At 55.5% G+C, this 16,333-nt stretch carries 9 protein-coding genes; 8 read left to right on the top strand and 1 reads right to left on the bottom strand.

Going from position 1 to position 16,333, the window contains the following annotated elements:
* Nucleotides 1–101: 101 nt before the first annotated feature.
* The 4 genes from M8006_RS05475 to zigA all read left to right on the top strand — a co-directional run bounded on the left by M8006_RS05475 (nucleotide 102) and on the right by zigA (nucleotide 3,407).
* Nucleotides 102–1,046: a helix-turn-helix domain-containing protein gene (locus M8006_RS05475; RefSeq protein WP_250080454.1), complete on the top strand. Its 945-nt coding sequence runs from the start codon at nucleotides 102–104 to the stop codon at nucleotides 1,044–1,046.
* A gap of 22 nt (nucleotides 1,047–1,068) precedes the next feature.
* Entirely contained in the window at nucleotides 1,069–1,689 is a 621-nt protein-coding gene (locus M8006_RS05470) for a class I SAM-dependent methyltransferase (protein ID WP_250080453.1), read from the top strand.
* 103 nt (nucleotides 1,690–1,792) lie between these two features.
* Entirely contained in the window at nucleotides 1,793–2,068 is a 276-nt protein-coding gene (locus M8006_RS05465) for a TIGR03643 family protein (protein WP_250080452.1), read from the top strand.
* 112 nt (nucleotides 2,069–2,180) lie between these two features.
* Entirely contained in the window at nucleotides 2,181–3,407 is a 1,227-nt protein-coding gene (gene zigA / locus M8006_RS05460) for a zinc metallochaperone GTPase ZigA (RefSeq protein ID WP_250080451.1), read from the top strand.
* Between the two features lie 3 nt (nucleotides 3,408–3,410).
* On the opposite strand, the gene M8006_RS05455 is transcribed toward zigA, so the two are convergent.
* Nucleotides 3,411–5,420 carry a RecQ family ATP-dependent DNA helicase gene (locus tag M8006_RS05455; protein WP_250080450.1) on the bottom strand — a complete coding sequence of 670 codons (2,010 nt, stop codon included), beginning with the start codon at nucleotides 5,418–5,420 and terminating at the stop codon, nucleotides 3,411–3,413.
* Between the two features lie 244 nt (nucleotides 5,421–5,664).
* On the opposite strand from M8006_RS05455, the gene M8006_RS05450 reads away from it, so the two are divergent.
* From M8006_RS05450 to M8006_RS05435, 4 genes are all read left to right on the top strand, one after another.
* The gene (locus M8006_RS05450; RefSeq protein WP_250080449.1) at nucleotides 5,665–7,089 is read left to right on the top strand and encodes a hypothetical protein; all 1,425 of its coding nucleotides are present in this window, start codon (nucleotides 5,665–5,667) and stop codon (nucleotides 7,087–7,089) included.
* Nucleotides 7,090–7,098: 9 nt separating this feature from the next.
* Nucleotides 7,099–9,942 carry a FecR family protein gene (locus M8006_RS05445; RefSeq protein ID WP_250080448.1) on the top strand — a complete coding sequence of 948 codons (2,844 nt, stop codon included), beginning with the start codon at nucleotides 7,099–7,101 and terminating at the stop codon, nucleotides 9,940–9,942.
* Nucleotides 9,943–10,367: 425 nt separating this feature from the next.
* Nucleotides 10,368–11,348, top strand: a complete 981-nt coding sequence (locus tag M8006_RS05440; protein ID WP_250080447.1) for a helix-turn-helix transcriptional regulator — start codon at nucleotides 10,368–10,370, stop codon at nucleotides 11,346–11,348.
* A 94-nt stretch (nucleotides 11,349–11,442) separates the two neighbouring features.
* The gene (locus M8006_RS05435) at nucleotides 11,443–16,314 is read left to right on the top strand and encodes a two-partner secretion domain-containing protein (RefSeq protein WP_250080446.1); all 4,872 of its coding nucleotides are present in this window, start codon (nucleotides 11,443–11,445) and stop codon (nucleotides 16,312–16,314) included.
* The last annotated feature ends 19 nt before the right edge of the window (nucleotides 16,315–16,333 follow it).

The raw sequence follows: 16,333 nt of genomic DNA, 5'->3' as shown, positions 1-16,333 counted from the left end.
TTGGCAAACCTGTCATACCGATAAAAATCAAAACAAATACAATAAATTAGAAATAAGAAACCAACGTGGTAGCGCCTTAATCACGTTCACAGGAGTTTCTCATGACGTTAACAAGCCAAGACTTCGCACAAAAAAAGTGCATGCAAGAGGCGTTTGATGCCGACGAACATGCGCAAAACCTGACGCGCTGGCAGCAACAATACGATCAAATAAGTCCTGGCCGCTTCTATGGTCGCCTCGATGAAATCGAACTACCCGGCATTCAGGTTTTTAAAGAGCATACGGGGCAAGCGCTTCGTCAAGACTGCCGGGTTTGGGCTGACTCGTTGTGGCTGGGTATTCCTATGCGACCATTAGGTTCACGTATCAACGGACAACCGCTCATTGAGCATGAAGTGATGTGCCGGCCGGGTGGGTATGACTTTGAGCTAGTAACGCCAGAAACCTTCGATATTTATGGGATGGTGGTCCACCTGCCGATATTGCAAGCCGCCGCCAAACAGCAGGGGGTGACGTTGGATACAGAGTGGCAGTACTCACCGCGCCGCCGCGTTACACCTGAGACGCTAAATGCGGTGTCATTTTTACTTGATCATTTATTGTCCCATCGGCAGGGCGCCATTGCCGAAAAGATACATAAAGACATTCTGCTAATAGCGTTGTTTGAACTGCTGCAGATCGAACAACCTGATGCTGAGCTACCACCCAGCTATGCCCAACGTAAGCAAGTCGTTGACCGAGTGAAACGCTACGTTGATGAACATTTGGAAGACCCTGTGACGATGGAAATGCTGTGCGAGCTCACCCATGTCAGCAGACGAAAACTACAGTACAGTTTTACGACTATCCTAGGGATTAGCCCACTGCAGTTTTTGCGCCTTAGACGGCTTAACCACGTCCGACGTGCTCTTCGCGCCGCCGAGTCAACCCAAACAGTGACAGACATTGCCACTTACTGGGGCTTTGGGCACTTAGGGCAGTTTGCGCATGATTATAAGCGGCAATTTGGCGAGAGCCCTTCACAGACGCTAAACAAGGTTTATTAAACGTGCCCACTCAAGGTGATTCATGATAAATACAACCACTTGGAACCGCCTACGCTATACCGCCTACTCACCGATATATGACCTTGTGGCAAACAAAACCTTTCGCAAACCACGCCAGTACGCACTAGGCCAAGTCGACTGGGAACCTAGTATGCGCGTTCTATTAGTGGGCGCCGGTACAGGACTGGACCTGCCCTACTTACCCCACGAGCTAGAAATTCATTTGACCGACCTAACCCCCGCGATGGTAAAGCGAGCCCGTGAACGCGCCGAGCATTCACAGCGCGACGTGGAATGCCGCGTGATGGACGCCGCCGCGCTGGACTACCCAGATGCGCATTTTGACGTGGTGGTGATGCACCTTATTCTTGCGGTAATGCCAACCCCAGAACAGGGATTAGCCGAAGCGTATCGCGTACTGAAAGACGACGGCCAACTTTGTGTGATGGATAAATTCCAACCCGACACGCAACCAACGGATGTGACTCGGCGAGCCTTAAACGTACTGACCTCATTTATCGCCACCGATATTACCCGGCAAGCCACGCCCCTGCTACAACAGGCGGGGTTTGTCATTCGCCACGATGAACCGGTGCTGATGAATGGACTTTTCCGCGCGCTATTGGCAGCAAAACAGCTTTAATCTCTGCAAATTTCTCGTACAAAAACGCATTATACATCTAACACTGGTACAATATTTGTAATGCATTATGCTTGTTTATTTCGTTAACGCCTGAGGTACCGTTATGCCTAAAGCTGCCGTAAAACGCTTTCGCTGCTTACCCGATGACGAACAGTCGCGCATCATTGAGATGGCCTGGGAAGACCGTACGCCGTTTGAAGCCATCGAAACCCTGTTTGGCTTGGGCGAGCCGGATGTGATTGACGTCATGCGCCACCAGCTCAAACCGGCTTCATTTCGCCTATGGCGCAAACGCGTCACCGGCCGGGCGACAAAGCATACCGCTCTGCGCTCGCCGGATGTCCTCCGCGGCTACTGCCCGACGCAGTATAAGCGCTGATTATCGCCCCTGAAGAACTTGATAAAGACGCTAGAAAAACAGATCCTTCATTCCTCGCCTCTTTATTGTTATATTATCACATAACATAAACCCGCTTAGAGGTGACCTAGCAATGACTGCGTTTTCTTCCCTACCCGTGACAGTGCTCTCGGGTTTTCTGGGTGCCGGTAAAACCACCGTGCTCAATCATATTCTTGCCAACCGAGAGGGACGCCGGGTGGCGGTGATCGTCAACGATATGAGCGAGGTGAACATTGACGGCGCATTAGTGCGCGGCGGCCCTGGCGAGTCGACGCTGGATGGCGACGTGGCGCTCAATCGCAGTGAAGAACGGCTGGTAGAAATGAGCAACGGCTGCATCTGCTGCACCTTGCGCGAAGACTTGCTGGAAGAGGTCAGCCAGTTGGCTCGGGAGGGCAAGTTTGATTACCTGGTGATCGAGTCCACCGGCATTTCCGAGCCGCTGCCCGTCGCGGAAACCTTCACCTTTGAAGATGAAAGCGGCCAGAGTCTTTCCCACGTAGCACGACTGGATACGCTGGTCACCGTGGTCGACGGCGCCAACTTTCTTGAGCAGTACCGCGAAGCCCAAAGCCTGGCTGAAGCAGGCGAAAGTTTAGGGGAAGACGATGAACGCAACGTCGCCGACCTGCTGGTCGATCAAGTTGAGTTTTGCGACGTGCTACTGATCAGCAAGACCGACCTGATCAGCGACAAAGAGCTAGACGCTCTAAAGGCCATTCTACGCTCGCTGAACCCCGATGCTGAACTGGTGCCGATTACCCAGGGCGGCGTGCCCCTGGATAAAGTGCTGGACACCGGCAAGTTCAACTTTGAGCGTGCCCAGCTGGCCCCTGGCTGGCTGAAAGAGATGCGCGGCGAACACGTGCCCGAGACCGAAGAATACGGCATTGGCAGTTTTGCTTATCACGCCCGCCGGCCTTTCCACCCGCAGAAGTTTCATGACCTGCTGAATCAGGAATGGTTTGGTGACGGCCTGCTACGCTCGAAGGGCTTCTTCTGGCTGGCGACGCGTCCACGCTATGCGGGCCAGTGGAGCCAGGCAGGCGGTATCGCCCACCACGGCATGGCCGGCGTGTTCTGGAAAGCCATTCCTGAAGACCAATGGCCGGAAGACCCAGAAACACGACAGTTTATTATGGACAAGTGGCAAGAACCGTTTGGCGACATGCGCCAGGAACTGGTGTTTATCGGCCAGAACCTGGATGAAGCCAAAATGCGCGAAGCACTGGATGACTGTCTGCTGAGCGAGGGTGAACTGTTGGAAGGCATGGAGGCGTGGAAGCAATTGCCCGACCCATTTCCGGCCTGGGAATGACGCTTAAGAGCCGATATTGCCCAGGTGCCTTTCAGCCCATTGCCGCACGTCCAGGTAGACACGCTGCTCAAAGACCGCGAAGCCGTCAAGGCCACGCGCTTTGAGTGGGGTGAAAACCGGCATGGTGAGGCCACACAAAAAATGCGCCAGCCGCTGCGCATTGGGCGGCTGGCCAAATTGCTGCGTGTGGCGTTCGATCAGCGGCGTGGCATAGCGCGTAAAATCAGCATTGCTTAGCGCGGGCATCGGCGGCGCATCCGGCAGTCGTACGGGATGGCCATGGCAGACCGAACAGTGCCCGCAACGGCCCTGCTCGGTCTCAGGCGGTGCTTCAAACGTGTTATCGCCAAAGTGCTCGGCCAGCCGCCGCGTCAGGCAACTTTCCGATTCAAACAGTGCCAGCATGGCCTGTAACCGCTCAATCTCAATCCGTTCCCGATGTCGGCATTCGTCACATAACTGGCTCGCCAGCGCTTCAATGGAAAAATTCGGCTGAAGCACCTCGTACACGTCGGTCATCCGCTTGCCTTCCAGGGTCAGCCAGCCTTTATCCTGAAAGTACTCAAGGGCGGTCATCACACGGGCACGGGAGGCATCGATGTGTTGCGCCTGCCCGGCATGATGCAGCCGGTCAAAATCCACCGTACCCCAGGTGCGGGCGATGGGAATGTTATCGACAATAAGGCGCACAAAGGCCGCCCGCTCGCCTTCAAAGCGGCCCACCAGTTCAGCGGGTTCAATGTGGTAGCGGAGCCGATAATCGGCCAGAAACGCAAAGCGCGGCGCAATGATGCCGTGCATTTCCAACCGCACCAGCAGTGTTTTCAGCGGCAGCAGGCGGATATTGGTATCGCGAGAGAGCGTAAAAAGCAGCACTTCCCATTGGCGATCGGGCTGGCCACCTGCTGCAGCAATCTCTTCCAACAGGCGGTAGATACCCGCGTATTCGGGGGTATCGCCGTAAACGAAGTTTTCCAGCACCCGCAGGCCATCGCGCCCGGCCATGGTCAGGCAGGTGGAAGGCAGTCCGTCACGCCCCGCCCGGCCGATTTCCTGGCTGTAGTTCTCGATGGATTTGGGCAGGTCATAGTGCACCACGTTGCGAATATCGCCCTTATCGATGCCCATACCGAACGCAATAGTCGCCACGATGCAGGGCGATTCACCGCGCATGAACTGGCCCTGAATCTCATCTCGCCGCTGCGAATCCAACCCGGCGTGATACGCCTGGGCGGCAATGCCCTGAGCCGTCAGCGCTTTCGCCACCCGCTCGGCGGTTTGTTGAAGGGTAACGTAAATAATCGTCGGCGCTTCGCTGCCCGGCGGCATCTGTGGCTTCAGCCAGTCAATCAATTGCTGCTGGCGATCTGCCATGGCAGGCGCTACCAGCAGCTCAAGATTTGATCGGTAAAAGCCGGTGGTGATGACGTTATCCGTCGCGATAGCAAACTTCTCGCCCATATCGGCGATAACGGCGGGCGTTGCCGTGGCGGTAAGTAGCAGCACTTGAGGAATGGCAAACTCACGCTGGTAGTCCGGCAACTTCAAATAATCTGGGCGGAAATTATGCCCCCACTCCGATAGGCAGTGGGCTTCATCGATAACCATTAGCGAGATACGCACCTGGCGCAGAAAGTGGCGAAAGCGCTCGTTCTTGAGCCGCTCCACCGAGATCATGAGGATTTTCAGTTCGCCGCTTTTGGCGCGTTCCATGACATTACGGGTGGTTTCACGGTCTTGAGTGGAATCAATACTCGCCGCGGCCACACCGTGGCGGGCCAGAAAGGAAAGCTGATCCTGCATTAGCGCCAGCAGCGGCGACACCACCAGGGTCAAGTGCGGTAAATGCAGCGCCGGGAGCTGGTAGCAGAGCGATTTTCCCGCGCCGGTGGCAAAAATCGCCGCCGTGGAGTGCCCGTCCAACACTCTTGAGACCACCGCCTGCTGGCCGCCGCGAAAGTCGCCAAAGCCGAAGACGTCTTTGAGCGTTTGCTGGGGCGAAACAGGGGGCATAAGTACTCCTAACGACGATGGGCGGTATCCAATACGGCTATTTTGATACAAACGACAAGGGAAGTTCCATTATCAGAGGCGAACAGCCCAGTTTTCCGCTTGGGGATACCCCTAAAAGCTATTGATAACCCAGCTAAAACCGCAATAGGAAAATACCTTACAAGTGTAACGCTGAGTGGAAGCCATTTCCTTTGCCAACCAGTATCCTGGCATCAGAATTATCAGCAAGGAACCAGGTTAGCCGATGAAACCAGTAACAGTGCAGCCTACTCGTCTTTACTGCCTTCTGGGCATAACACTGTGGCTGCTATGCACGACCCGCGCCCTAGCATATGAAGAAACACGACAAAGTGCCCGCCAAACGCTTGAGCAAGGCAACGCCGTCGCCGCCTACCAGCTAATGAAAGCCGAAGAAATGGGGCACAGCGGAGACCCTGAATTTGATTACTGGCTAGGGGTGTTTGCGCTGCGAGCAGGAAATGTCTCCCACGCGCTGATTGCCCTGGACCGGGTACTGTTGACGGAACCAGAGCACGCAGGTGCGCGAATGGAACGCGTCGCCGCGCTACTGCAATTGGACCAGCGCCGCGCCGCTGAAGAGGAAATTGAGCGCCTGGAAGCCCTCTCCCCTCCACCCGAAGCACAAGCAGCCATTCGGCGTTTCAAAGCAGTCATCGAACAACGCCGCCGGGGAGATAACGACCCTCAGCATAATCTGAGCTTAGGTGTCGCTTTTGGCTACGACAGCAACCCACAGCGCTACCACAGTGATATCGCACTTGACCCTTTACCTGCGCCATTGCGTAATGTGGTTGACCAACTCATTGAAAGTGATGTGCTGGATCTCGACGACCCCAATCAGCTTGACGACGCCACCTTTGCCAGCCGTTCAAGCCTCTACCATCAATTGCAAGCCAGTTACCGTGGGCGCTTTCCGATTGACGAACACTCACGTTGGCTGCTTGACGCCACCGCTCAAACCCAGCGCTATATGAGCGACGCCGCCGAAGAAATTGACCTAACGCTGTTACAGCTCGCGCCTGCCTACCAGCGCGAGCTAAGCAATGGCCACACCTGGACACTGCAACCCAGCGGGTTACAAGGCTGGGGTGGCGCTAAGCAAGACCCTCTATTAACCCGATGGGGCCTTAACGGCCGCTACGCCTACACAGTGGGCACCAAAAGCCAGCTAACCTGGGAACTTAGCGTCCAGCGTAACAACTTTGACAACGCGCTAAGTGATTACGACGCTGGCCGCCTGGGCGTTAAGCTGACGACCCCGCTCACTCACATCAACCTGCGCTGGCAGGCGCAGCTAAGCAAGGAATGGGCCCACGGCACTGGCAACCAACAGCGCGCGGGCGGTGACCTCAACCACTGGCAAGTGGGCATGGGCGTCGACGTACCCATTGGCGAACGCCAGCTCATACGCGGCAATATGGGTTACCACGAACGCAACTACCAGGACGACGTAAACAACATCACCAGCCGCTACCAGCCCACTGCCCGCGAAGAACAGATATGGGAAGCGCGACTAAGCTGGCTCTACCCACTCAACCGCCACTGGCTGGTCGAAACGTCTGCCAATTATGAGCAGCGTGACGCCACCATCGAATTTTACGACTCGACTCGCCTGCAAACCCAGATCGGCGTGCGCTATCTGTTCTAAGGAGGGCTTATGGCTCGTTTTACACAGCACCCCATTGCCCGTTGGGTATCGCTCCACGCCACTGTCGGCAGCCTGATGATGCCCATGGCCGTATGGGCCAACACCCCGGCAGGGCAGGTGATGTTCATTCACGGCAATGCCTCGATTGAGCGCGACGGTGAACGTACCGCCGCCGAACGTGGCGATGATATTTTTGCGGGCGACACCTTCCGAACGCAAAGCGCCAGTACGCTGCAGATCCGCTACAGCGATGGCGGCACCAAAGCCATCCAGCCAGAAAGCACCTACACCCTGGAGAGCTACCAAAACAATACAGAAAACCCTGACGAATCCGAACAAAGTGGCGAGCTGTTGCGTGGCGGTTTACGCGCCGTAACCGGGTTGATTGGGCGTAATGCCCCCGAAAACGTCAGCCATAAAACACCGGTGGCCACCATGGGCATTCGCGGTACCAGCTTTCAACTTGTTCACGTGCCCGAAGGCGAAACGCCCCCCTTGCCCGGCATGGCGACCGGCAGCTACTTATATGTCGAGAGTGGTAGGCTTTCCATGAGCACCGACGCTGGCGAGCGTATTGTGCGCCCAGGACAAGTGATGTTTTCCGCCGCTTCAGACGCCACTCCAGAGTTCCTCGCCGACGGCATAGCGATTTTTGAACAGTTGGAAGAACAGCGTCGCGAGCAACCCCGCCAAGACGATAACGACACAAGCGACGGCACCGCTCAGCAAGGTGGTGGCAGCAACACTACCGTTACCAGTACCACGCTAGATACCGATACCGAGAGCGATGCCACTGACGGCACGTTTTTCGACCGCATCGCGCTGGCACCGGCCACCAACGAGCAGCTTCAAAGCGAGCAAACCAACAACCTCAGCCAAGAACAATCTGTCAGCGCCCGCGCCTTTGCCGATGACGTAGAGGAAGAAGTCAATCAAGAGCCAGAACCTGAGCCAGAGCCTGAACCCGAGCCAGAACCTGAACCCGAGCCAGAACCTGAGCCAGAACCTGAACCCGAGCCTGAACCTGAGCCAGAACCTGAACCCGAGCCTGAACCTGAGCCTGAACCAGAACCTGAACCAGAGCCTGAACCAGAGCCTGAACCTGAGCCGGAGCCTGAACCTGAGCCTGAACCAGAGCCTGAACCAGAGCCTGAACCAGAGCCTGAACCTGAGCCGGAGCCTGAACCTGAGCCTGAACCAGAGCCTGTACCTGCTGAAACTCTGGGCTTTACTGATACCGAGGCCATGCTCAACCAAGGCAATTCAGGGAACGACACCGAGCACTTAACCCCCCAAGGTCAGGTCGCGCTAACAACCGGTGCCGAGAAAAGTAACCGGCTACCCGCCAGTGCTGTGCGCTTTGCGGATGGCCAACTTACCGCTGCCGAGCGCAATGGTGAGCGCTTGCAAACCCAAGAGGGCAGCGAACCCACCAACTCTAAGGTGATCTCACTGAATGATCTGGAAGGCACCCAAGACAGCACCACGGTGATTTACTGGGGCCGTTGGTCGTCAGACAGCGTCGCGGAACTTAGTCAAAACGGAGAAGAACTGCTTACCCCACTGGGCGACGTAGGTAAGTTGCACTATGTCGGCACGAATCGAGCAATCGACATCGCCGATAAAACACCCTTAGAAGCTACCGAGTTAATCGAAAACCTGGCCGGGCTTGACCCTGAAACTCCAGACAATCCTTACAACCGAGTGGACTTCTCCCTGGTAACGCCCGGCGAGCTTGCCACCTCAAACGGTAAACTAAGCGTGCAAGAAGACTCGCGCTTCTCGCTCGCCTATTTCAACGTTGACAGCATGCTTTATCCACATGCTCAGACAAGCATTGTCCTGGAGGACGGCGATGGCGAGCGTTACCTAGCAGAATCACGAGAGCGTCTGCAAAACTTCTTCTTCGATGATGGCAGCGGCAGCCAGCGCCTCACCTTTGGCGAAGGCGGTGGTGGCGGGCTGACTGACGGCCCCGTTCTTGGGGAAGGCGACGGCGAGGACATCGACGCCGCCCCCGTCAGCGCGGGTTACTTCGAATCGCGCTTTATTGGCAACGAAGGCGAAAGCACGCTGGACGGCGTTATCGGCAACCTGTATGTCGAGATTGAAACAGAAGGTGATCTTCTCACCGGTTACGGCAGCCTCGGCTTTGGCCGCGACCCCGCGCCCGATGTCTGGATCGACTTCCCGCCTAACACCGAAAACAGTTTGACCACAATTACCGGCGGCGACCTATTACCGAGTTTTTATGAAGAAAATACGCCCCCCACTGAGCAAGATAGCCAAAGCATCGCCGGTGGCGAAGTGGTTTGGGGCTACTGGGACGCTGACACCCCGTATCCCAATGACCCAGAGGAAACGCCCTTAGGCGAAAGCATTCCCTTTATTTCCGCTTCGGGTGAATTAGCTAATGAGCTAAGCAACCAAGCGCTGGAAGCCATAAGAGATCAATTAGCAGAGGGAGTAACGTTCAACTGGGCAGGCGGCACAAGGTTGATCAATCAGGCAAGCGACGATGTAATTAACATCCTTGACGACAGCACCATCACACTCGCCAGCAGTGCCGGTGAAAGCAGCGTGGAAGTTGATATAGGGCTGGAAAACTTTGGTCAGTTGGTTGGTGGGCTAAGCGCTGAAGAAGACAGCGATACTTTCGAAACCTTCCCGATCGCTATCATCGACCTTACCCATGAAAACTGCGAACCAGACTGCTTTGAGGGTTTCAACACCCTTCAAGGCCAATATATTGGTGAAGAGGCTGACGCCATCATGAGCCTGATTGAAGCCTCAGGCGATCTGGGAAACTACAGCGGTACCGGACTATTCGAACGCGAAGAGATCACTCCTTGACCTCTTAGCCACTGACAATGGGTCCTTATTTTTCCACATAAGCCCACACGCGTCCCAATGAAATAGCCCGTGCGCTACGACCCTTGACGCACCCCTTGTCCCGCTTGCGGAAACACAAGCTGGACTTGCTGCGCGGTTGCCTCACTCACCAGCAGCTGGTCACCCCATAGGCTTTGGTCAACCCCTCCAAACGCTCTAAAAACGGCAGAGAGACCCAGCCCACCAAATCCAGCCACAGTGCCACCAAAATGGCGATGCCTTCACCTTACTGCAGCCACCGCCAATGCGTTGTGTCATCGACTATCTTTATATCCGACCTGTACTGCACTTAGGTTGATACGCAAAGACAATGTGTGTCTTCTTGCTTTCAACGCCCTTAATGTTTATTGATAGCAATACGCTCAATGACTATTTCTTGTAACGCCATGGCTTTTTTTTCATTTTCAACAGACGACTTTGCACCCAGCGAACGCCTAGAGGCAGCGCAGGATATTTACAGCGCCATGGCGCAAGTTCAGCTTGATGCACAAAGGAAGCAGGTTCCGCATGTTGAAACACGCATCAGGCTACTGCCGGGAATTTCCATTGCGCGGGTGACCGCATCATCGCTGCATGCGGCGCGTGAAACACCGCAAGTCGCTGATGGCAACGATGATATTACGCTGTTAATCCATCCCGGTGGCCCCGGCGGCTGGCTCTCTCACCTCCAAGCTCACGACTCTCTTGCTTGCACACCGGGCAGAGCACGCGTCGTCTATAACCATCAGTCAGGTAGCGTCGACTTTTACGGCGAACGGGTCAATTTCCTGAGCATCGCGTTTTCACGCGCGCAACTGGCGCCGCTGCTTGGCGACATGGACCGCTTACCCAAACACCTGCTTTTGCCCGGCGAATCATTACAGCACTTAAGCCAACTCTGCCTAGCACTGACAAAACGTCCCGATGCGCTTGAGAGCCAACCCACCTCTCAATTGACAAACCAACTGCTGGATCTGGCGTGCCTGGCACTCGGTGCCACGCCTGAGGCAAGCGAACATGCCCAGCGTGGCGGCCTGCGTGAAGCGCGTTTAAAAGCCATTAAAGCGGATATTAACGTTCATGCGCGTACCCCTATCAGCTTGAACGACCTGGCACGACGCCACGCTGTATCGCCAAGCTATATCCGGGCACTGTTTAATCATGCGGACACGTCTTTTACCGACTACTTGGTTGAGCAGCGTCTTCAGCGCGCGTTTAGTGCGCTTACATCTTCTCAGGCCGTGCAACGTTCAGTCAGCGACATCGCACTGCACTCGGGTTTCAATCACCTTTCCTGGTTTTATCGCGCGTTCAAGCAGCGCTTTGGCATCACACCAGGCGAGGCCCGCAGCATTTCTCACATTCGTTTTCCTCCAAACGCTTCCTGATTAAATCCTCGCAAGTGTAGCGCTGAGTGGAAGAAGCCCCCCTTGCCGACGCGTAGGCTAGTAAAAAACCACTACCTATAAAGGCCAGGGGATTATGAACCGCATCTACCGCACCGTTTGGAATGCTGCCCGAGGGCAGTGGCAGGTCGCACCCGAAACCGTTAAACGCCAGGGCAAAACATCACGCCGTTCCGGCATTGTGGGCACACTGGCCTCGCTGGCGGCTGGAAGCATCGTGCTGCTGCCCCTAAGCGCCTTTGCCAGCGGCTTACCCTCGGGCGGTGAGATCCGTGCCGGTAGCGGCAGTATCGAGCCGTCCGGCCACGCGATGCGCATCAACCAAAACAGTGAGCGCATGGCGATCAACTGGGACGACTTTTCGGTGGCGGAAGGCCACCGCGTTGAATTCAACCAACCCAGCCGAGACGCCGCCGCGCTCAACCGCGTCACCGGCGATCAGCTCTCGCAAATTCGCGGGGCGATTGAGGCCAACGGTCAGGTGTTTCTGGTTAACCCCAATGGCATTGTGTTTGGCGACACCGCCCAGGTAGATGTAGGTGGGCTCGTCGCCTCTACCCTGGACATCAGCCCCGATGATTTTATGGCGGGCGATTTTACCTTCGAGGGCGACAGCAGCAGCGCCATCATCAACCAGGGCAATATCCGCGCCGCTGACGAAGGTTATGTGGCCTTGATTGCCGCTGAGATTATCAATGAAGGCAGCATCAGCGCACCGCGTGGCGATGTGATGATGGGCGCAGGCAGCCGTGTCACCTTGGATATGGGTGGCCCCATCAAAATCGAAGTCGAAGAAGCCCAGCTCGACACCTACATCGAGCAAGGCGGTGCGATCCAGGCCGATGGCGGTCGCGTCTACCTCACTGCCAAAGCGGCAGGCGATCTGGCCGCCAGCGTCATCAACCACACCGGCACCACCCAGGCCCGCACCCTGGCTGAAAATGAGCAAGGTGAAATCTGGCTAATGGGCGATATGCAAAGTGGTGAGACACGAGTAGCCGGTACGCTGGATGCCTCGGCACCGGATGGCGGCGACGGCGGGTTTGTGGAAACCAGTGCGGCCAAAGTCAGCATTATGGACGAAGCGACCGTTACCACTCGCGCCGATGACAGCCAAACCGGCGAGTGGTTGATCGACCCGTATGACTTTACGATTGCCGATAGCGGCGGCGACCTCACCGGGACTGCGCTTTCCAACGCGCTAGTTAATAACGATGTCACCATCGAAACCACTGATTCAGACGCTAGCTGTAGCGGCGTGACAAATTGTGGCAGCGGTGATGACAGCGGCAACGGCGATATCTTCGTTAACGACGAAGTCACCTGGAGCAGCGGCAACCAACTCACGCTTAGCGCTTGGCGTAATATCGACATCAACGCCGAGATGGGTGCCAGCCAAGGCGATGGCGGAAAACTGGCCCTGAAGTATGGCCAAGCCTCAACCGATGGCGGGTCTGCCCTTTTTACAGCCAACGCGCCGGTCAATCTGCAAGCAGGCCAGAACTTCTCCACCCAATTCGGTAGCGACGGCGACGTACTGGACTTCACCGTGATCACCGAGCTGGGGGAGGAAACCGACTACGCCGACGGCACCCTGCAAGCCATGCGTGATGATTTAGAAGGGCACTATGCTTTGGGAGCCGATATTGACGCCAGCGTTACAAAAAGCTGGGATGGGGGTAAAGGTTGGGAGCCGGTTGGTTCAAAAGGATCTTCTTTTGATTTTAGCGGCTCATTTGACGGTCTTGATCATACTATTTCAGGTCTAACAATTAATCGCATTGAAGAGAATCATGTTGGTTTTTTTGGGAATTCAACCTCCCTTCTGCAAAACATACATTTAACTAACGTTGATATATCTGGTGGCTCTCGCGTTGGTAGCTTAGTTGGAAGAAAGTTCGGCAATACTATTTATAACAGCAAAGCCACGGGGCGCGTACAAAGTAGCATTGAAGCAACAAACCAATTGGTTGGCGGGCTTGTGGGATCAGTAGGTAATGCCAGAGTTCGAAACAGCGCAGCAGATGTACATGTCACGGGAAATAATATTGTAGGTGGTTTAGTTGGAGGTGTTGCTTCTAACTCTGATGTTCTGAATAGTTACGCCATTGGCAAAGTGGAAGGAAATGGAGAAGTAGGCGGCTTGGCAGGTGCCATTACCTATGGAAATATTTCTGTCGAAGAAAGCTATGCTACCGGACACGTCACAGGAGATTCTAAAGTCGGCGGTTTAGTTGGCAGAGCAGGGGATCCCGGAGAAACAGGTGGCTTCACCATCCGTAATAGCTATGCCACGGGCAAGGTAACAGGTAACTCATCCATCGGTGGATTAATGGGTTCCGTAAGTAAAAATGACAGTATCGAACATAACTTCTGGAATGTTGAGACCTCCGGTATTGGCTCGTCAGGCGACGTAACCAACGGCGCTATCGGCCTCACCTCCGCTGAAATGCAGCAACAATCTACCTTCACCGATGCAGGTTGGGACGAAGACGTCTGGTCATTTGGCGCTGGCGCAGAATCCCCTGGCTACGGCATTTCCCGTCCGTATCTCACCCACGTCACCCGCGATGAAGATATCCCGGATCAAACTCCGCTGTTTGACGACGGCTTTGGCACCGAAGACCAGCCGTACACCCTCACTGACTGGCAGCAGTTGCAAGACATCAATTACAACGATGACGTATTGAGTGGCGGTTACTACTACGAACTGGCAAATGACTTGGGTGAGGATACCGACGGCTATAGCGATCTGGCCAGATTTTCGGCTAATGACAACAAAGGCTGGAAGCCGATTGGCGACAATAACGACCGTTTCGCCGGCACCTTCGATGGCCTGAATCACAGTGTTCAAAATTTAGTTATTGACCGGCCAAACCAAGGTGCCATCGGTTTGTTCGGTGCGGTCGATAGCGCCGGTGAGGTTCGCAATCTCAGTTTGATAGAAGCCGAGGTGACTGGCCAAAACGAAGTGGGTGGGCTGACCGGGATAAACGCCGGTACGGTTCGCAATGTTCAGATCAGTTCAAGTTTGATTACCGGCTCCAACACAGGTAATCCGGCCGCCGAAGGCCTGGTGGGTGATAATCTGCGCCTGCTCGCCAATGGTTATGTGGTTGATAGTAATACCGCTTATTGGGTGCAGCGTGGTAACAACCTCTTGATTGCCGACCAGCCAAGTGATCCCACTCGGGTGGACAGTGCAGCCATCAAAGCGCGCCTTGAAAACGGTATTAACGTCGGCCTCTCCACAACGGGCATGTCAGGAGCCCCTGACACCGATATTGCCTCGGTGGGTGCCGTGGATTTAGGGGACGCCAGTCAACACAATGCCGTGTTAGACGTCAATGCCCTCAAAGGCATTGGGCTGACCAGCGAGCACGCATTACGACTGGGTGATGTGTCTGCCTTTGAAACCATTAATATCGCCACAGAATCCGGCGATCTTATCCTTTCCGGCGATATCTTCACTGATAACACCAGCGATAAGGCGCTGATACTGAGCGCTGGCAAAAGCGAAAACGCTGGCACGGCTTCGGGCGGTGATATTGTTTATACCAGTGGCGATCTTACCACCGGCGCGAATGGACGCGCCTTGCTGTACACCGGTAGTCTGGCCGGAAGTGAGGCGATGGCGGAACTGATTGAGCCTGGTAACTTCCGTTACAACAGCAATGAAACGACCAGTAACTTTACTGCCGCGCTGGATGCAGATGCACCGCGCCATCTGATCTACCGTGAACAGCCTGAACTCCTGGTCAGTGCCGACGGTACAACCATCACTTACGGCGATAACCTTCCAACGGATTATGACCTGAAGAACACGACGGGGTTTGTTAACGAGGACGACCATAGCATCCTGGCGGGCACCCCCACTTGGTCAGTCGCTGATGACCTTTCCAGGGCTGGCTATCCAGTCGCGGGTGACCACCGGATTGACTATAACGATGGCTTCACTAATACCCTGGGCTATGCCATTACCACCGATACCGCCAATACCGGCCAACTCACCGTTAACCCGCTGGCCTTAACGGCCACCGATATCGCCAATGGTGACACTATCTACGGAGAAGCCCTCACCCCAGGAGATGCCACCCTGAACGGCGCACTCAGTGGCGATCAGGTTATTGCCACGGCCGAGCTGGCCGGAGCGACTGTCAGCGCTTCCGGTAATGTCAACGCAGGCACCTGGGATCAGCAGGCGGACACAGACAATCTCAACGGCACCGATGCGGACAACTACACCTTGGCTACCTTTACCCAGCCGGATAGCTATTCAGTGGCCCCTCGCCCGCTCACCGTGACCGCCGATGACCAACGCAAAACCGAAGGCAGTGCCGACCCGGCGCTCACCTATCAAGCCGAAAACCAGCAGCCTGAACGCGGCTTAGTAGACGGCGATACGCTGGCCGGTAACCTTACCCGCGAGGCGGGCGAAGATCTGGGGCTTTACGCTATTCTTCAAGGGGATTTGGATAACACCCAAAACCCCAATTATGCCATCAACTTTGTGGAAGGCGAGCTAGAGATTGATACCCGCCCAGCACCGCCACCGCCTTCCCCGGAACCGGAACCGGAACCTGAACCTGAACCGCAGCCACAGCCGGAACCCGAGCCGCAGCCTGAACCGCAGCCCGAGCCTGAACCCGAGCCGCAGCCTCAACCGCAGCCCGAGCCTGAACCCCAGCCCGAGCCTGAACCCCAGCCCGAGCCTGAACCCCAGCCCGAGCCTGAACCCCAGCCTAAGCCAAGCACGACGGTCAGCATTGATGCTGTGGTAAATAAAACACGCCAGACCATGTCGACCGATGCCGAGGCAGCATCACTGAGGTCTTTTAATCGTTCTTCTCAAGAGATGTTGTCGACTACATTGCCCGGCGGCGTCGATATTGAAGCGGGCGGCATCAATACGTCTGCTCTTAATGAGCAAAACGAAGAAGATGAATAAAAGACTGTGATCACAACAA

The sequence above is a fragment of the Halomonas llamarensis genome, assembly GCF_023555005.1.
Taxonomy (GTDB): domain Bacteria; phylum Pseudomonadota; class Gammaproteobacteria; order Pseudomonadales; family Halomonadaceae; genus Vreelandella; species Vreelandella llamarensis.
The sequence above is the reverse complement of the archived record's forward strand: the minus strand, read 5'-3'. Positions and strand labels throughout refer to the sequence as shown.